The sequence below is a fragment of the Ligilactobacillus ruminis DSM 20403 = NBRC 102161 genome (assembly GCF_900113455.1).
GTDB classification, from domain to species: domain Bacteria; phylum Bacillota; class Bacilli; order Lactobacillales; family Lactobacillaceae; genus Ligilactobacillus; species Ligilactobacillus ruminis.
Map to the genome: position 1 here is coordinate 81,903 of NZ_FOPI01000004.1, position 17,523 is coordinate 99,425.

General features: G+C 42.0%; 18 protein-coding genes. 12 read left to right on the forward strand and 6 right to left on the reverse strand.

Annotated features, from left to right (window positions below):
- Positions 1-60 precede the first annotated feature (60 nt).
- The 11 genes from BMZ95_RS01185 to BMZ95_RS01235 all read left to right on the forward strand — a co-directional run bounded on the left by BMZ95_RS01185 (position 61) and on the right by BMZ95_RS01235 (position 9,307).
- Positions 61-1,221 carry a pyridoxal phosphate-dependent aminotransferase gene (locus tag BMZ95_RS01185; RefSeq protein ID WP_046922452.1) on the forward strand — a complete coding sequence of 387 codons (1,161 nt, stop codon included), beginning with the start codon at positions 61-63 and terminating at the stop codon, positions 1,219-1,221.
- A 102-nt stretch (positions 1,222-1,323) separates the two neighbouring features.
- Positions 1,324-2,205 (forward strand): hypothetical protein, encoded by an 882-nt coding sequence (locus BMZ95_RS01190; RefSeq protein ID WP_014073424.1) that lies wholly within the window; start codon positions 1,324-1,326, stop codon positions 2,203-2,205.
- Positions 2,206-2,216: 11 nt separating this feature from the next.
- On the forward strand, positions 2,217-2,849 hold the full coding sequence (locus BMZ95_RS01195) for a DUF5052 family protein (protein ID WP_041819972.1): 633 nt from the start codon (positions 2,217-2,219) through the stop codon (positions 2,847-2,849).
- Positions 2,850-2,869: 20 nt separating this feature from the next.
- On the forward strand, positions 2,870-3,649 hold the full coding sequence (murI, locus tag BMZ95_RS01200; protein WP_014073426.1) for a glutamate racemase: 780 nt from the start codon (positions 2,870-2,872) through the stop codon (positions 3,647-3,649).
- Positions 3,650-3,661: 12 nt separating this feature from the next.
- On the forward strand, positions 3,662-4,183 hold the full coding sequence (locus tag BMZ95_RS01205) for a GNAT family N-acetyltransferase (RefSeq protein WP_046922451.1): 522 nt from the start codon (positions 3,662-3,664) through the stop codon (positions 4,181-4,183).
- Positions 4,184-4,202: 19 nt separating this feature from the next.
- Positions 4,203-4,895, forward strand: coding sequence for a YjjG family noncanonical pyrimidine nucleotidase (locus tag BMZ95_RS01210; protein ID WP_014073428.1), 693 nt, complete (start codon positions 4,203-4,205; stop codon positions 4,893-4,895).
- A 144-nt stretch (positions 4,896-5,039) separates the two neighbouring features.
- Positions 5,040-5,837 carry a Cof-type HAD-IIB family hydrolase gene (locus BMZ95_RS01215; protein ID WP_046922450.1) on the forward strand — a complete coding sequence of 266 codons (798 nt, stop codon included), beginning with the start codon at positions 5,040-5,042 and terminating at the stop codon, positions 5,835-5,837.
- A gap of 393 nt (positions 5,838-6,230) precedes the next feature.
- Entirely contained in the window at positions 6,231-6,713 is a 483-nt protein-coding gene (locus BMZ95_RS01220) for a hypothetical protein (RefSeq protein WP_225354873.1), read from the forward strand.
- 480 nt (positions 6,714-7,193) lie between these two features.
- Positions 7,194-8,036 (forward strand): metallophosphoesterase family protein, encoded by an 843-nt coding sequence (locus BMZ95_RS01225; protein ID WP_046922447.1) that lies wholly within the window; start codon positions 7,194-7,196, stop codon positions 8,034-8,036.
- A 103-nt stretch (positions 8,037-8,139) separates the two neighbouring features.
- Positions 8,140-8,721, forward strand: a complete 582-nt coding sequence (gene apf, locus BMZ95_RS01230; RefSeq protein WP_225354872.1) for an aggregation-promoting factor — start codon at positions 8,140-8,142, stop codon at positions 8,719-8,721.
- 118 nt (positions 8,722-8,839) lie between these two features.
- Entirely contained in the window at positions 8,840-9,307 is a 468-nt protein-coding gene (locus BMZ95_RS01235) for an 8-oxo-dGTP diphosphatase (protein ID WP_046922446.1), read from the forward strand.
- 64 nt (positions 9,308-9,371) lie between these two features.
- On the opposite strand, the gene BMZ95_RS01240 is transcribed toward BMZ95_RS01235, so the two are convergent.
- The 5 genes from BMZ95_RS01240 to BMZ95_RS01260 form a co-directional block, all read right to left on the reverse strand.
- Positions 9,372-9,665: a hypothetical protein gene (locus BMZ95_RS01240; RefSeq protein WP_014073435.1), complete on the reverse strand. Its 294-nt coding sequence runs from the start codon at positions 9,663-9,665 to the stop codon at positions 9,372-9,374.
- Positions 9,666-10,022: 357 nt separating this feature from the next.
- Positions 10,023-10,622 carry a signal peptidase I gene (gene lepB, locus BMZ95_RS01245; protein WP_014073436.1) on the reverse strand — a complete coding sequence of 200 codons (600 nt, stop codon included), beginning with the start codon at positions 10,620-10,622 and terminating at the stop codon, positions 10,023-10,025.
- An 11-nt stretch (positions 10,623-10,633) separates the two neighbouring features.
- Positions 10,634-11,044: a hypothetical protein gene (locus BMZ95_RS01250; protein WP_056990379.1), complete on the reverse strand. Its 411-nt coding sequence runs from the start codon at positions 11,042-11,044 to the stop codon at positions 10,634-10,636.
- Between the two features lie 92 nt (positions 11,045-11,136).
- Positions 11,137-11,982, reverse strand: coding sequence for a TIM barrel protein (locus BMZ95_RS01255; RefSeq protein WP_014073438.1), 846 nt, complete (start codon positions 11,980-11,982; stop codon positions 11,137-11,139).
- 45 nt (positions 11,983-12,027) lie between these two features.
- Entirely contained in the window at positions 12,028-12,897 is an 870-nt protein-coding gene (locus BMZ95_RS01260; protein ID WP_014073439.1) for a DegV family protein, read from the reverse strand.
- Positions 12,898-13,346: 449 nt separating this feature from the next.
- Here BMZ95_RS01260 and BMZ95_RS01265 point away from each other — a divergent pair, with 449 nt between their 5' ends.
- Positions 13,347-15,044 carry an Rqc2 family fibronectin-binding protein gene (locus BMZ95_RS01265; protein ID WP_046922445.1) on the forward strand — a complete coding sequence of 566 codons (1,698 nt, stop codon included), beginning with the start codon at positions 13,347-13,349 and terminating at the stop codon, positions 15,042-15,044.
- A 41-nt stretch (positions 15,045-15,085) separates the two neighbouring features.
- On the opposite strand, the gene parC is transcribed toward BMZ95_RS01265, so the two are convergent.
- Positions 15,086-17,491, reverse strand: a complete 2,406-nt coding sequence (gene parC / locus BMZ95_RS01270) for a DNA topoisomerase IV subunit A (protein ID WP_046922484.1) — start codon at positions 17,489-17,491, stop codon at positions 15,086-15,088.
- Positions 17,492-17,523 lie beyond the last annotated feature (32 nt).

A 17,523-nucleotide genomic window follows, 5' to 3' on the forward strand; every position in this document is an offset into this window, starting at 1 on the left:
TAAAATGATATAATTGATTTCATATCGTATTATAATGATAGTGCTATGAGGAGAGTCGCTATGGAAAACAAATTCAACCACAAAATCGAAAAAATTGCCGTTTCTTCAATTCGTCAATTTGACGCTGAAGCAAGCGCAATTCCTGGAATTATCAAATTGACGCTGGGGGAACCCGACTTCAATACGCCGGAGCATATCAAAGAAGCTGCTAAAAAGGCGATCGATGACAATCTTTCGCATTATACGCCAAATGCAGGGATTCCTGAACTGCGCGAAGCAACGGCAGCATATTTTAATGAAAAATACAATCTTCACTACAAGCCAAGTCAAGTGATTACGACGATAGGCGCAACGGAAGGGATTGCCACGGCCTTGCAGACAATTATGAATCCGGGCGATACGATCATTATGCCGACGCCCGTCTTTCCGATTTATGCTCCAATCAGCGAAATTAACGATGGCAACGTCGTAACGGTCGATACGAGTGCCGACGGATTCGTTTTGACGCCGGAACGTCTGCGTCGAGTATTTGACGAAAACAAAGACAAGCATTTCAAGGTATTGGTGCTTGTCTTCCCAAGCAATCCTACAGGCGTCACGTATTCAAGGGAGCAGCTGCAGGCTATTGCTGATGTCTGTGTCGAAAAGGACATCTGGGTTCTTTGCGATGAGATTTATGCAGAACTGACCTATTCCGTCACGCATACTTCAATGGCAGAAATCATCCCTGAAAGAACGCTTCTTTTAAGCGGACTTTCCAAGTCACATGCAATGACCGGTTGGAGAATCGGTTATCTCTTCGGACCGCAGGATTTTGTCGATCAAGCAGTCAAATCTCATCAGTACATGGTTACCGCACCGGTGACGAATGCTCAATATGCTGCTTTGGAAGCCATGAAGAACGGAAAGCATGACAGTGATGTGATGAAAGCCGAATACCTTAAACGTCGCGATTTTGTCAAAAAAGAACTGGAAGAAGCAGGTTTTGAGATGGCAAGTCCTGACGGCGCATTCTACTTGTTTGCCAAAATTCCTGCAAAGTGCGGCACTGATTCATGGAAATTTGTCAGAGATCTCGCCAAGGGAGCTCGCGTTGCCTTGATTCCTGGAGCATCTTTTGGACCTGGCGGCGAAGGATACGTTCGTTTGAGCTATGCTGCTTCGATGGAAAGCCTTCAAGAAGCAGTCAAACGCATCAAAGAATACGTCAACAGTTTGTAAGATCACAGCAATATTGTCAGCCGGCGGTGCCGGTTGGCTTTTTTGTTTGTGCTCCTTGTGACAATAGAATATAATTAATAAAGTGGTTTAAGAGGTGAGTAAATGAAAAACGAAAAAAAACATCCTGTCGCTCTTTTGATAACGGGACTGTTGCTGGTTCTTTCGACAATGATGCTTTTGCTCAGTCTGACCGTTAAGCAAGTGATTTCAGAATCGGTCAAGGAAACTGAAATCGTTTCGGAAATGTCTGACAGAATGTATTCATTGATGTTTGAGAATACAGTGCTTAAAAACTCAGCAGGAAACAATGACTTGAAGGCATCCTTCCAAGCCGATGAACACGCAAGCAATGCTGTTTCGATGATTGTTGCTCAGACTTTGACCAATCTTGAAGAAGGAAAATCTTATGCCTCCTGCGACATTTCCGGAGAGCTTGATCAAGCGGTCGGCGATGTCATCAATCAGCTGAAGAAAAACGGGACCTTGAGCAATCAGGAAGCGTCTATGGCTGAGCAAGGTTTAAAATCCCAAACTGATATGATTTCTGAAGAATTGAATCGTTATGCCAAAAACATCTATGAAGGACTGACGGCTGAAAATACGCCGGTTGCCAAGATTCTTTCTTATTATCGAATCTTTGTCTCGATTGGCTTCAGAATCGTGATGATGCTTTTGATCTTGTTTTTGATGCTTCTGACAGTCAAGCTGACTAAAAAGAACGTCAACGCACTGTATTTGATCGGAGCAGAACAGATCGTTGCCGGATCAGTCGTCAGCTTTGTAATTTCAAATGCCCTGTCTTCAATCGTGATGGAACTGTCAAACAGCTATTTGAAAACGTCCGTCTTGATTGAACGGGCTCCGTTTGAAAAAGCCGGCTCGTATTCAATCGTTTTAGGCATTTTGCTGATCGCTTCGGCAATTTTTGCAGCATTTAAAAAAAGTGCGACAAAGAGGCAAAAAAATAAACATTTTGACAATTAGGGGTGAAACGAATGAAAAAGAAGCATTTTATCGAAGTTATTGCTGCAATTGCGATTATTTTTGTGCTTGGAGGATGCAGCATGCTTCAGTCAGCCATTAACGACATCAAAGGTTCGCTCGTTGGCAACGACTATACCATCTTCACTTATGACAACTATGGTTCAAAAGTGTTGGAAACCAGCGGACGCAAAATCAGCATTACCGGCAATCCCGTCAAGACGTCTGACTATGACAGCGACGGAGACGTCAAAGAACGCTATGAGCTTTCTTCGGTAATTACGATTACGGTTGACGGCAAGGAAATCGAATCATGCGGCGACACGTGCGTTTTCGTTCAAAAAGGTCTGAAGCCTGATGTCAATTTTACGAAAAAGTCGATTAAAGGCAAAGAAAGCGGTGCGCTTTCAAGCTATGCATCCGTTGCGCGTTTTTTGAACAAATATAAGAACATGTTTGGCAAATCCAGAATCGTCGTCATCAAGTCTCAGCTCGGACAGCCGATTGCCGCTTATTCCGGAGATGAGGTTTACTGGAAAATACCGAAAAATTTGCCCAAAATGACCAAGTTGATGATTGACGGCAAAGCGCTTTACATTCATCGTGCCAATTTTCAAATCATCGATAAGGATCTGCTTGAAAAATAATTTGCAAAAGGAAGTTTGACATGGATTCAGAAGAAACAAAACGCCCGATTGGAATTTTTGATTCCGGAATGGGAGGCCTGACGGTTTTGCGCGAATGCGTAAAAATCATGGGAAACGAAGACTACATTTTTTATGGTGACTCATTCAATGCTCCGTACGGTATCAAAAGCACGGAGCAGGTGTATCGGCTGAGCAAAAAAATAGTTCAGCTTTTCTTGAAAAAAAACGTCAAAGCGATCGTAATTGCTTGCAATACGGCAACGAGCGCTTCAGCCTCAAGACTCAGAAAAGAGTATCCGGAACTGCCGATCATCGGACTTGAACCGGCATTAAAACCAGCTGTTTTGCATAAAAAGAACTCGACGGTTCTCGTCATGGCAACCCCGCTGACGTTAAAAGAAAAGAAATTTGAAAATCTGATGAATCGGTTTGAAGACCAGGCCAAAATCATCAAGCTCCCTGCGCCTGATTTGGTCGAGTTTGTCGAACGCGGCGAAATCGACACGCCAGAACTCAAAAAATATCTTCGCTCGATTTTGAATCCGTATCTCGGAAACATCGATGCGGTCGTTTTGGGGTGCACGCATTTCCCGTTTGCCAAAAGAGCGATCCAGCAAATCGTCGGAAACGACGTTTATGTCGTTGACGGCGGTGCCGGTGCAGCAAGGGAATTGAGACGTCTGCTTGAGGACAAAAACGAGTGTCGGAAAGAGAATCGAATCGGAAAAATCGAATTTTTAAACAGCAATCCCGATCCGCAAGAAATTGAACTTTCAAAGAAACTTTTTGAATTGGATTAGAGGTTGAAAGTTATGAAATACGTCAGACAGGCAACTCTTGGTGATTTATCTGAAATCAGCGCAATTTTTGAAGATGCAAAAAAAGTTTTGTCAAACGACGGTTCTTCGCAATGGCAAAACGGTTCGCCGTCGATTGAAAATTTTAAAAAAGATATTGAAGACGGATGCTGCTATGTTTTGATCGTCGATGAAGAAGTCGCAGGAATGGCATCATTGATTGAAGGACCTGACAAAAATTATCAGCGAATCGATTCCGGAGAATGGAAAAACAGGTCTGATGATTATATTGCGATTCATCGTGTGGCCATCTCCAGCAAGTATCAAGGACTGCATCTGAACGATACGTTTTTTGCTTGTTTGCTGACGGTCATCGAAACCAAAGGCTTCAAGCACGTCAGAATCGATACTCATCCTAAAAATCAGCGTTTGCAGCATATCGCTGATAAATTCGGGTTCGAATATCGCGGCATAATTCATATTGAAGATGAGACAGTTGATCCTGAAAGAAAGGCATACGAATTGGAACTTGGTTAATTGATAAAAGAGGGACAAAATGAAGAAAAAATACGATACGCTGCTTTTTGACGTTGACGACACTCTGCTTGATTTCGGTGCGGCTGAAACGCAGGCATTGGGAAAATTGTTCAATGATCTTGGCATTGAGCTCGATGCTGAAATCGAGGCAAGCTATAAATCGTACAACCAGAGTCTTTGGAAAAAACTCGAAGTTGGATCGATTACGCGCAAACAGCTGCTTGCTACGCGTTTCCCGACTTTTTTCAAGAAGTACTTCTCACTTGACGTTGATGCGGACGTACTGACTCCGAAGTATATGAACTACCTTTCCATGGGACATGAAGAGGTTTGCGGTGCAAGACAGCTGTTGACGTCATTGAAAGATTCAGGACACAAGATGTATGTTGTGTCAAACGGCAACCTCGACGTTCAGAATCAGCGCTTGAGAGATTCTGGATTCGGGGACTACTTCGAACGGATATTCATCTCAGAGAAGATGGGCGTCAAAAAACCGGATAAGGAATTTTTTGACGTCGTTGAACGAAGCATTGAAGGATTCGTTCCGGAAAAAGCAGTCGTCATTGGTGATTCTTTAACATCAGACATCAAAGGGGCAAACAATGCCGGACTTGACAGCGTTTGGTTCAACCCGAACGGGATCAGGAACGAAACGGAAAATAAACCAACGTACGAAGTCAAAAATTTGAACGAAATCAACAAGCTTGTTTAAGAAATCAAGGAAAGTCATTATAGCGATAAAACGCAGTGCGTTTTTTGCGTTTATTCTAAAAAAGCTGATGTTCAATTATCTTGGCGAGCGCTTTATTTTGTGCTAAAATTTTGTTGGTATCAATATAAAAGGAGAGTACGAATCATGATTAAAGCACTTGCCGTAGATATGGACGGAACGTTTTTGAATTCAAAAAAAGACTATAATCGACCGCTTTTTAAGAAGCTCTACGATAAAATGAAAGATTACGGCATCAAGTTCATTGTTGCAAGCGGCAATCAATACGTGCAGCTTAAACGCTCATTTCCTGAAATCTGCAATGAGATTTCATACGTTGCCGAAAACGGGAGCTGCGTCATGGAAGGCGAAAAAATTCTCTTTAAGAAGACTATTTCTCGTGACGACGTGTTGTTCACTGCTTCCGTTTTAGATGAATATGACGATGTCAATTATGCCGCCTGCGGATTCAAATCGACTTATTATCTGAATCGGGCTGATGATCATTTTGAAAAGATTATGGATTTTTATTGTCCAGTCAACCAAAGACTCGATACTTTTGAAGAGATGCCAGAAGACGACATATTTAAAATGACGCTTGAATGTCCGGCCGAAAAAACGGCTGAATATCTTGAAATCATGCGGAACAGTCTTGCGGGAAAACTTGAAGCAACCTCCAGCGGACACGGTTCGATCGATCTGATCATCCCTGGATGCCATAAAGCATACGGCTTAAAGAAACTGCTCAATTACTATAAGATCGATGCAAAAGATCTGATGGCTTGCGGTGACGGCGGAAACGATATTGAAATGCTTGCGCTTGCAGGTCACAGCTATGCGATGGCAAACGGTTCGGACGAAGTCAAAAGAGTTGCCAAATATCAAGCCGCAACAAATGACGAAGACGGTGTTTTGCATGCTTTGGAAAAAGAATTGAATTTATAAGCATCTAAGCTAAGGATAACTTCAGGCAAGACTTAAGTTTTGCCTTGCAATTATCAACCTGCTTTCAGGAACTGGATTTGACCAAATTGTTTGATACGAAAATACAGGTTTGTCAATTAATTCGAAAAATGTAAGTCTCGACGGCAGATTCAGCTTGTCTCGAGGCGAAAAAAAGCAAAGTCACAGTCCGTGGGGATAAAAAGCTTTCCTGACATGGTTTCGACTGAAAAGATGCATGCAACGTATGGCTTTTTGCCTGAACAGCTGGCGCATTCGGCACTGCAAGCTCTAAAAAATTAAATAATTTGTAAACCCCGGTGCTTTTAATAGTCACGGTTGATAAAACATGCTATGATTAAAGGGTATTCAAGCATAACGGGGGTGTAGTCTGATTTGCTAAAAAGAATGAGGATAAGGCACAAACTTGATAAAAGAGCAGAGCTCGGGGACGTCGTCAGAGATGGCGAAAAGACATACGTCGTAATCAACATCATAAAAGCTCATGTTTTTGTGGATGCCAACGGTGAAATTTCAGCAATTTATGATTGCTTATGTCAACGGTATCGTTCGGAGAATCTGTCAGAGGAATTTGTGACGACGCAAACCGAGCTTCCATATGGGAGAGGGGAATGGGATGAAATTGCTGACGTCGGTAATATCATCTATGATACGGAAACCGGCATCTATGTTTCGATTGAACGAATTGCCGGGATAAGATTTGAAGGCGAGACGATGTACGTCACATACGAATTCTCCCCCGTTCCTGAGTGGAGCGATTATGAGATGGACGAAGCAGTTTTGAAATACAGACACCGGTTCATGCACCTTGTGCGTCATGACGAAAAGAGAACTCAGGAACAAAAGCCGTCATATTGAAAAAACGGATTGTTATTTGCAATTGATTGTAAATATAATCCGTTTTTTTTCGCATGCTGGACGATTACCTTCAATCCAAAATAGTTTGGCAGTAAACTTGACTGAGAGCTTGGCGCGCTGATTTATCAGGGCACTGCATTTGGCAAAATTACTTCCGGTTACGGACACATTGATGAAAATGGGTCTTCTGTCCGTAAACGATCTGCTCGAAAAAAGGCGATTACGAACAAAATGAGCGAAAAATATCTTGAACGATACAAAAAACATTTCAAAAATCCGGATATCATAAAATATCGGTGGAAACATGAAGAGCTGCCTGCTTGTTATCCAAGATTATGGTCGGAAGAAGCATCAATGTGTTGCGGATTTTGATTGTTTTAAGAGTTTTTCGTCAGAAGTGCTTTTGGCTTTGGTCAAAATCGTCTATACTGTAATTAAACACATTGATCAAGGAGGGCCATTTTTTATGGCAAATCAAGCATGTATCGAAAAATAGCATTAATCTCTGATATTCATGGAAACATGACCGCGTTTCAGGCAGTTTGTGATGATCTCAAAAAGCAAAAAATAAATGAAGTCTGGTTTTTAGGCGATATGTTCTCACCAGGACCAGGGGCGCTTGAGCAATGGAAACTCTTCAAATCGTTGGAGCCTTCCATCTGCGTTCGCGGAAACTGGGACGATCTGTTGGTCAACGGCTATAAAGGGAGGCTTTCGCTTGAAAAACCGAGTCGCGTTTTCTTTTCTCGGTTGGCCGAATTTATCGGGATGCAGCTTGGTTCGGCAATCATTGATGAAATCGAACATTGGCCTTTGCATCAGCTCATTGACGTCAATAATCTCAGGTTCAGCTGCGCCCATAATCTGCCGTTCCATAATTTTGGTCAAAATCTTTATCCGACGTCTTCCCAGACAACGTTTGATGAAGTGCTTAAAGATACCAAAGCAGACGTTGCTCTTTATGCACACGTTCATCATCCACTCATGCGTTATACGACTTCAGAACAACTTGTCATCAACCCGGGATCGGTCGGAGAACCTTTTTGTGACTGGCCTGGACTTCATGATGACTTGAGAGCTGAATACTGCATTTTAGAGTGCGACGAGCAGGGGATGCCGCAAGTTTTATTCAGAAAGGTTTCTTACGATCGTCAGCAAGAGATCAAGCGCGCTGAAAAAGCAGGACTTCCATACCTTGATTTGTACTCCGATCAGCTTTATTCAGGCATCGTTCATACTCACGATCATGATCTGTTGGAAAAAATCAACGAAGAACGAGGCTATTTGAAGGATGTTCTTAAATATATTGAAAAATTGAAGTGAAGTTTTGATATTTTCAAAAAAAATTAGGCCTTTTGGTGAATTTTTCAAAAAGGCCTTTTTTTAGTGTTATGATTTAGACATGAAGAAGGAAGGGAGATTAAAAATGACTGTTGAAAACACTCAAGCCGTTGATCAATCTGCATATCTGCAAGTTTTGAATCAGGCAAACGCAGGCTCTCAAGCAACGCAGGCGCAGCAGTTTTCAAATACTCTGAAGAAGATTCAGGTTAAATATGGCGACACCGTTTCGGAACTTGCTGAACAGTATGGGACGACGACTGACGCGATTGTTCGGGCCAATAATCTTCGCGATCCGAACTTCATTTTGGCCGGGCAGAATCTCGTTATTCCTGCCAAGGGCCAGTCGGTTCAGGCTGTTTCCCAGGCTCAGACCGTCGAATCAACGGGTAGTTCATCGTCATCTGAGTCTGAGGTTTCTGCAGTCGGAACTGGTGAGAGTTCTGCTGAAGCTTCCGCACGTGCATGGATCGTTCAAAGAGAGTCTGGCGGTGATTATAATGCACGCAACGGTAAATACATAGGCAAGTATCAATTGGACAAAAGTTACCTTAACGGTGACTATTCGCCGGCAAATCAAGAGAAAACCGCTGAAAGATACGTCCATCAGCGGTATGGTTCTTGGGTGAATGCTCAAAAGCACTGGCAAACGCATAATTGGTATTAATACGGCAAATTCTTAAACATTTCTCTGCTCATACGGGACCGTTGACGTTATCGATTGTCAGCGGTCCTTTTGTGCTAGAATAATATTTGTTCAATAACAAGAGAAAAGGGTGGCTGCAATGGAAGACAGAAGCGAAAGCGTTGAATTGACAAATATGTGCATGATTCAGAACGGCACAAAAATTTTGGTTGAAGATCGCAAAAATAAGACGTGGGCGGGCGTGACGTTTCCCGGAGGGCATATCGAACCTGGCGAATCGTTTAATCATGCGATGGTTCGAGAAATTTTTGAAGAAACGGGACTCAAAATCAAGCATCCATTGTTGTGCGGAATCAAACAATTTCCAAGAAAAGACAATAAGAGATATATTGTTTTGCTGTACAAGGCAAATGACTTTGAAGGACAAATCAAAAGCTCAAAAGAAGGGGAGATCTTTTGGATCGAACGAACAGATTTAAGAAATTATTCATTGCCGGAAAACTTTGCTGAGATGCTGCAGATTTTTGAGAATAATCAGTTATCCGAAATCGATTATCATCCCGTTGGTTCCAATTATTCAGGCGAATGGATTACTGAAATCTATTAACCGTTAAAAACATCAGTTCGCAAAAATAAAAAAGATGGTCGCAATGATCATCTTTTTTTGATATTTAAAAAAAGCATTGAAACAAAGTATAGGCTCCCGCTACAAGACATGCCAAGCCGCCAACGATAGTAACGGCTTTGACTTCACCAGGAGTATCTTCCCAAGAATCACGCTGGTCTTTTCCGGATAGAATTTCAGTATGCTTGAGAACAAGCATCAAAAATCCGGCAATCAGCAAAGCGATTGCCAAAAGGCAGTATCCGACCTTTGTAATTATAGCAATATGAAACGATGATCCGATTGAAGCAGCCAAAACGCTGCCGATAACCGTTAAAGCAAATATGATTCGTTGATTCATCTAAAAACCTCCAATATGACCACAATACTAATATTACAGTGTTTTAAGCCAATATTCAAGGAAGTTCACTAAAACCATGATGAACATCAGCGTGTTTTTGAATCGGTTCAGCTTGTTGCCATGACGTATTGTGTTATTCAATTGCTTAATTGCACATATTATTCAAAAAACTTGAATCAAGCTTCCAAAAATACGTTTTGCCTGAGGGGAGACCTCTAATGATTCATTTTTGTCTTCTAGTTTACATAATATACATTATATAAAGTAGTGCCCGAAAGCGCGCCCTAGAGCCATTTTTGATTTTGCGCTGAATTTTTTTAAATAAAAACCGCATGCTCTTTTGCATGCGGTTATTTCTTAGTCAGCTCTTTGATACGAATTGATCAAATCGTGTTTGCCGTTCCAAAAAGGAACTTTGACGACGCCGAGAATTTTCTTTCTTGGAACGAATCCGTAATAGCGACTATCGTTTGAAACGCTTCGATTATCTCCCAAAACGAAATATTTTCCCTTGGGAACTTTGAATGTGCTTCCGGTTCCTAAAACAACGCCCTTTGCTTTGGGTAAATTAGCAGCAACCTTTAAAGTTCCGTCAACTTGCTGCTGTGACGTGATGTAGCCTTGCGATCTGAATTTTCCGTTAACAAAAAGTTGACCGTCATCACGATATTCAACGGTGTCTCCGGGCAAAGCAATCACCCTTTTGACGTATTTGGTGTCTTTTGTCAAGCCAGTGTTGTTTTGATCGACTCCGTACGCATCAAAGACGACTACCGAATCACGCTTTATCTTTGCCTTATGCAGCATCAAAACGCGTTCATTATTCTGAAGGTTCGGATACATTGATGTGCCGTCAACTTTTACGACTGAAACAAAGAATGTTTTAATGACGGCCGCAATCAAAAAACCGACAAGAATCGGAATAACCCAACTTAAAATATTTTTAACAGCTTTCAAGTAATATTTCCTCACAAATCTTTAAATTTCTGATTCACGTACAAGTGATTCAGATACAGTGCAAAAATTGCGGCAAATAAGAGTTCATATAAAAGGAATACAGAAATTTCGCCATATACGAACGGCATGAATATTACGATCAAATCCAGTCCGATTCGAACGAAGAATCGCGGATAATCAAAGTGAATCATATTGCTGAACAAGCTGATGATCCCAACGAAAGCTATCAGCAACGCAATTAAAATTAAAAACGTGAACAGAATTTTAGCATCATCCGCATATCGTTCGGCAGCTTCAAAAGACCTTCCGGGACGCCTGAGAATTGCTACTATCAATCTGAAATACCATGTGCTGAGAATATAGACAACACCTAATATGCCGATGATGATATTCGTCCATATGTTAAAAGCCTCGCGCTTCATGTTCCGGCCCCCCAAAATTAGTTAATTCCACAAATTGATTATAGTATATAATCGGCTTTATTAAATCATCTAGCAGCAATAATTTGCTATTTTTAAGCGTTTCTTAACTTATCTGCGAGGCCTAAGAGATATTCATGACTTGCTATTTGTTCTGACGCATCCCTTTGATCTTTCAAAATAATCTCATAGATGCTCGTTGCATCGTCGTTCATCAACGGCAAAGCCTTTTCCCAATCAATCTTTCCTTTTCCAAGAGGCAGACTGTCATGCGTTTCTCCCATTGAATCAACCAAGTGGTAATGAACGACATGTTCTTTTAAACGTTTCATTGAGTCAAGCAGCTTTTCGTTGCTGCCTTTATTTTTGATAAAGCAATGCGAGGTGTCGAAGGCCAAGCGATATCCCTTTTCAAAAATATAAAGGTCTTCTTTTTCATCACCGTAATAAAAAATCGGCGAAATCGAGTTCTCAAACATAATGTGATTTTTGCCAAGATTTGCAAACGAGTCAATACGTCGATAAGCTTGTTCTCTTGCTTGATCGACTCCTCCCCACATATTGATATAACTTTGGGTCTGGCGTGAATAAGATCCGTGAACGAGCAGCTGAGCATCATAATCAAATGCAAGCTGCAGCAAATCGTTCGTGCTTTTATCGATAAAATTATAAAGGTCGCGACATTTATCGAAAGGCGCGATCAATTCCGTAAACTGGCCATGAAATCGCATCGGGTGATGCATCACGATCTTTTGTACGCCCTTGCTTTTGATCCATTCAAAATCATATCTGAAACGTTTAAGTCCTTCCTCCGTAAAATCATTTTCAGAAGTATAAAATTCGAAAACATCCGGGTTGTAACGAAGTCTGTCTTCAATTTGTTCTGAGTCAGTGCTTGCCTTTAAACCTAGTTGAATTTTCAAAATGTCACCAGCTTTCACAAAATTAAAGAGCTGAGATTGATCCCAGCTCCTTTTCGTATTGCGTTATTTGTAAATATCTTCCATCCATCCGAGTGCGAGAGCTTTTTCTCCGAGATGCGTTCCGATAACAGGACCGAAGTAGCTGATATCGATTGGATAACCGGGATGATTCTTGGATAATTTTTCTCTCCATGCAAGAGCAGCAGCTTCATCATTTCCATGGAAGATGATTAAACGCAAAGGATAATCTATCCCTTTGATACGTTCGGCAAACAAATCTTCTGCACGTTTTAAAGCCCTCTTAGAGGAACGAACTTTTTCAAAGGCCACAATTTTATCCGATTTATCATCAAACGTTAAAAGCGGTTTAATTTTCAAAACGCTTCCGATAAATGCAGAGGCATTTGAAAGACGTCCTCCTCGAACGAGATTTTGCAGATCATCAACGACAAAGATTTCGTCAATCGTATCGCGCACATGATCGAGACGTTTGAGGATATCGTCCAAATCTGCTCCGCTTTGAGCCATGCGAGACGCTTCGATGACTAAATACCCCATCAAAAGAACCGTAATTTTTGAATCATAGGGAACAAGATTGATTCGATCGGAAACGGCATCCTTGACCGTTGTTTCAAGCGTTCTGATGAATCCGGAAATAGTTCCGGCAAGATGGATGCTGATAACGGTATCGTATCCTTCGTCCGCTAATGACTCATACAATTCAACCAATTCTCCGACTGGAGGCTGCGAAGTTGTCGGGAACTTCTCGCAAGTACGCAATTTTTCATAAAATTCTTCAGTTGTGATGTCGATGCCCTCGTTATAAACTTTGTCATCGATAATAAAAGGAATCGGAACAACGCGAATATTATATTTTTCCACCTGTTCTTTGTTAAGATAGGCTGTACTGTCGGTTACAACAGCGATTTTCATTTAACTACACCTACTTTAATTTATTATTGCAAACTTAATGATACCACATAAACGAGCCGATGACTAGAAAGCCGGAATATGTTTCGCAACTACATAAAAAAGAGCAGCCTTCTATATTTTGATCGGTTGCAACAACCTCATCTGCTTTAACGCTTGTGCTTGCCTCTGTCAATGCTAAGCCGCGACAACTTTTTTCATCTGATGTCTCCTTTCAACATACCCTTTTTTAAAATACAGTATTTCCAAATACAATTTGTTAATTATATTTAATAAAATGCATTATAACATAATCAATTAGATGTTCGACATAAAAAATGTTCGACATAAAAATGAATGAATTATGACGAAAAGAAGACGGATTTCTTTTCCTTTTGACTTTGACGTTTTTTTTGCCATATCTCGCAAAAAAAGTTAGAATATTAAGGAATGCTTTTAAGGAGGAATGTGAAATGGCTTTTGACGGTCTTTTTACTCGAGCAATGGTCAAAGAACTTGCTGATTGCCTGGTTGGCGGTCGAGTTGCAAAAATTTCTGCTCCGTATCAAAACGAAGTTATTTTGACGATTCGCAATCAAAGAAAAAACTATCCTTTACTGCTTTCAGCTCATCCCACGTATGCACGAACTCAAATTACCGAAATTCCGTATTCCAATCCGCAGACACCGACGAATTTCACGATGGTTCTCAGAAAATATCTGGAAAGCGCCAAACTTTCATTTGTCGAACAATTTGAAAATGACCGAGTAATCAACTTCGGGTTCGTTACGAGAAACGAACTCGGAGACAAACTGCCGCTTCTTTTAAGTCTTGAGATTATGGGACGCTATAGCAATTTGATCTTGGTCGATCAGGAAACGGGAAAAATCATCGATACAGTCAAGCACGTATCAATGGATCAAAACAGGTATCGAACGCTTTTGCCGCAAGCAACGTATCGTTTGCCGCCTTCCCAAGGAAAAATCAATCCCTTCAAAGACGAATCAAAAGCATATTTGGAACTTCTGAGAAAGTTCCCTAATCGAGAAGTTTTGGCCAAAAACATCGTCAAAACGTATCAGGGCTTTTCAAGAGAAAGCGCGTTGATTTTGGCGGACCGCCTTCATGAAACAAGGGAGCTTGATGATGCCTTCGCTGCATTTTTAAGAGAAACCAATAATCCGCATCCGACGATTTTGGAAACCGACAAGGGCCTTGATTTTACGTGTTTCAAAGCATCGTCCGAGCATGTCGCGACCTTTGAAACGCTGAGTTTGATGATTGATGCATATTATCGCGAAAAAGCTACGAGAGATCGCGTCATGTCGCAAGGTTCAAAGCTGATTCACGTCATCAAAAACAATCTGTCGCGAAACAGAAAAAAACTCGTCAAGCTTGAAAAAGAACTCAAGGCAACGGAAAACGCTGACGAATATCGAATCAAGGGCGAACTGTTAACGACCTATCTTTATCAGATCAACCGCGGAATGACCGAGGTCATGCTCAATAATTATTACGATCATGAAAAACCGGTAAAGATTTCTTTGTCGAATCAGCTTTCACCGTCCGCCAATGCGCAAAAATATTTCAAGCGTTATCAAAAACTTAAAAATGCCGTTTCTTTCGTTACGAGGCAAATCGATTTGACGAAAAAAGAAATTGATTATCTCGAAACGATTCAGGCTCAGATTGAACTCGCTGAACCTGAAGATTTGCAAGACATCGAACTTGAGCTTGAAAAAGGCGGCTACCTTGAAACAAAAAACAAAGCAAAAAAGAAGCCTCGTCAGGCAAAAAGCAAGCCTGAAACTTTTATTGCATCGGACGGAACGGAAATATCGGTCGGAAAAAACAATTACCAAAATGATCGTTTGACCCTGAAAACTGCCAAAAAGGATTATTATTGGCTGCACGTCAAAAACGTTCCCGGCTCTCACGTCATCGTCAATTCGGATTCTCCAAGCGACGAAACGTTGACCGAAGCGGCAATCATCGCTGCTTATTATTCAAAATCCAGAGCATCGGCCAATGTGGCGGTTGACTTTGTACAAGTCAAAAAAATCAGAAAACCAAACGGCGCAAAGCCCGGGTTCGTTATCTATGAAGGTCAAAAAACGCTTTATGTCACGCCTGACAAAGAACTTATCGAAAAATTGAAGCATGCAAAGTAAAAAAGCTTGAAGCTACGAACGTGGCCTCAAGCTTTTTTGATTTATTCATCTTCTGAATCAGTTTCCTGACGGACGATCGTGACCAGACAAGGATTACCTTGAGAATCCGTGTCAAGCACGAACGATCCGTTTGAATAGCGATCGCATGACGGATGATCCGAAACGCTGAGTTCGATTTTTTCGCCTGCAGTCGTTTCGATAATCAGTTTGTCCGTTTCGATAACCGGCTTGGCAAAGAAGATTCGATGTGGGTTGCGCTTCAATTCGCGCAAAATCTGAACACCGCGTCTGGCCCTTGAATTTTTCGGAATTTTGTCGACCTTCATCTTCTTGAAAGCTCCGCGTTGGGTCACGATGGCGACCTCATCATGTTCACTTACCAAGGAAACGCTGATCAGGAAGTCGTCTCTCAAATCCATGCACTTGACACCGCTTGTCCTTGCGCCCGTGGTTGGCACTTCATTCAACAAATAGCGCAGTCCGTACCCGGCATGCGTTGTACAAAAGACTTGCAGATCTTCGTTTTCCTTCTCAACAAATTCGGCCATGATGACTTCGTCAGTATCAGTTTTAAGTTTGATGAACGTCTGTGCACGCGATCTGTACGTTCGTCCCGGTTTGAGATCTTTAAGCAGCGTCTGCTTGATCATGCCTTCTTTTGTGGCAAAAACAAATGCTCCTTCTTTTTCAAGACTGTCAAACGTAAAGGCTTCGATAACTCGTTCATCATCGCTTAAACCGACCGTTTGGCTCAAATGCTCGCCGGTATCCTTCCAGCGCGAATCAACGATGTCATGAATCGGTCGATAAATGACGTTTCCCTTATTGGTAAACATCAGCAAATGATCCAAAGTATTGGCGACTTTCATCAAAATGACGACGTCTTCTTCTTTCAAGCCGTTGTCGCTTTCATCCGAAGCTTTGAACGAGCGCAACGAAGAGCGTTTTACGTATCCGTCGCGCGACACGAGCAGCATGACGTCTTCTTGAGCGACCATGACTTCGGTGTCGATTTTGAGTTTCTCAATTTCAGCCCTGATTTCAGTCAAGCGCGGCGTTCCGTATTTTTTGTCAATGTTCCTGAGCTCTTTTTTGATTACTTTGTCAAGTTCTTTGCCGTTATTTAGAATCTTGGTATATTCGACAATTTTACGTTCAAGGTCCTCGGCTTCGTTTTGCAATGCGGTAACGTCGGTATTCGTCAAACGATAAAGCTGCAGGGAAACGATGGCCTCAGCCTGCTTTTCGGTAAAATCAAACGATGAGACCAAGTTGGCTTTTGCATCCTTTTTATTTTTTGATGCGCGGATAGTCTTGATGACGTCATCCAAAATCGACAGCGCCTTGATCAGACCGTCAACGATATGTTTGCGCTCTTTGGCCTTGTTAAGGTCAAATTCAGTGCGTTTTGTCACCACGATGCGCTGATGTTCAAGGTATGATTCGAGAATTTTCTTCAAGCCGACATGTTTCGGACATTTGTGATCGATTGCAACCATATTGAAATTGTATGAAATCTGCAAATCGGTATTTTTAAACAAATAATTCAAAATGCCCTGTGCGTTTGCGTCCTTTTTAAGTTCGATGACGATGCGAAGTCCTTCGCGATCGCTTTCGTCTCTGACCTCGGCGATTCCTTCTGCTTTCTTTTGCAGCCTGATTTCGTCAATTTTTTTGACCAGCAAAGCCTTGTTGACTTCGTAAGGAATTTCTTCGATTACGATCTGCTGCTTTGCGCCGCGAACGTCTTCAATTTGTGTCCTGGCCCTCAGCATTGCTTTGCCGCGTCCCGTTTCATAAGCTTTCTTGATACCGTCCAAGCCGAGCATGATTCCGCCCGTCGGGAAGTCGGGTCCCTTGATGAATTTCATGAGATCGTCCAACTCGGCTTCAGGATGATCCATCAGATAAATCGTTGCCTGAATTGTTTCGGAAAGGTTGTGAGTCGGAATCTCCGTCGCATATCCCGCAGAAATTCCCGTTGCTCCGTTAACCAACAGATTTGGAAATCGTGCCGGCAAAACGGTCGGTTCAAATTCGGTATCATCGAAGTTTGGAACCATTTCAACCGTTTTTTTGTCGATATCTTTCAGCATCTCAGCCGCAATTTCTGACAGGCGTGCTTCCGTATAGCGCATGGCAGCTGGAGGATCGCCATCCATGGAACCGTTGTTGCCATGCATTTCGATCAAAGGCTCACGCAGTTTCCAATATTGGCTCAAACGAACCATCGCTTCATAAATTGAACTGTCGCCGTGCGGATGATAATTACCCATGACGTTTCCGACTGATTTGGCCGATTTTCTGAACGGCTTGTCAAATGTGTTGCCGTCTTCGTTCATGGCAAACAGGATACGGCGCTGAACCGGCTTTAAACCGTCGCGAATGTCAGGAAGGGCGCGTTCCTGAATAATATATTTGGAATAGCGTCCGAAACGTTCGCCCATTACGGCTTCAAGCGATAATTCCTGAATATTTG

Coding starts and splice junctions, on each gene's coding strand:
- BMZ95_RS01185 (WP_046922452.1), top strand. CDS start 61: ATGGAAAACAAATTCAACCACAAAATCGAAAAAATTGCCGTTTCTTCA.
- BMZ95_RS01190 (WP_014073424.1), top strand. CDS start 1,324: ATGAAAAACGAAAAAAAACATCCTGTCGCTCTTTTGATAACGGGACTG.
- BMZ95_RS01195 (WP_041819972.1), top strand. CDS start 2,217: ATGAAAAAGAAGCATTTTATCGAAGTTATTGCTGCAATTGCGATTATT.
- murI (WP_014073426.1), top strand. CDS start 2,870: ATGGATTCAGAAGAAACAAAACGCCCGATTGGAATTTTTGATTCCGGA.
- BMZ95_RS01205 (WP_046922451.1), top strand. CDS start 3,662: ATGAAATACGTCAGACAGGCAACTCTTGGTGATTTATCTGAAATCAGC.
- BMZ95_RS01210 (WP_014073428.1), top strand. CDS start 4,203: ATGAAGAAAAAATACGATACGCTGCTTTTTGACGTTGACGACACTCTG.
- BMZ95_RS01215 (WP_046922450.1), top strand. CDS start 5,040: ATGATTAAAGCACTTGCCGTAGATATGGACGGAACGTTTTTGAATTCA.
- BMZ95_RS01225 (WP_046922447.1), top strand. CDS start 7,194: ATGTATCGAAAAATAGCATTAATCTCTGATATTCATGGAAACATGACC.
- apf (WP_225354872.1), top strand. CDS start 8,140: ATGACTGTTGAAAACACTCAAGCCGTTGATCAATCTGCATATCTGCAA.
- BMZ95_RS01235 (WP_046922446.1), top strand. CDS start 8,840: ATGGAAGACAGAAGCGAAAGCGTTGAATTGACAAATATGTGCATGATT.
- BMZ95_RS01240 (WP_014073435.1), bottom strand. CDS start 9,665: ATGAATCAACGAATCATATTTGCTTTAACGGTTATCGGCAGCGTTTTG.
- BMZ95_RS01250 (WP_056990379.1), bottom strand. CDS start 11,044: ATGAAGCGCGAGGCTTTTAACATATGGACGAATATCATCATCGGCATA.
- BMZ95_RS01260 (WP_014073439.1), bottom strand. CDS start 12,897: ATGAAAATCGCTGTTGTAACCGACAGTACAGCCTATCTTAACAAAGAA.
- BMZ95_RS01265 (WP_046922445.1), top strand. CDS start 13,347: ATGGCTTTTGACGGTCTTTTTACTCGAGCAATGGTCAAAGAACTTGCT.
- parC (WP_046922484.1), bottom strand. CDS start 17,491: ATGGGCGAACGTTTCGGACGCTATTCCAAATATATTATTCAGGAACGC.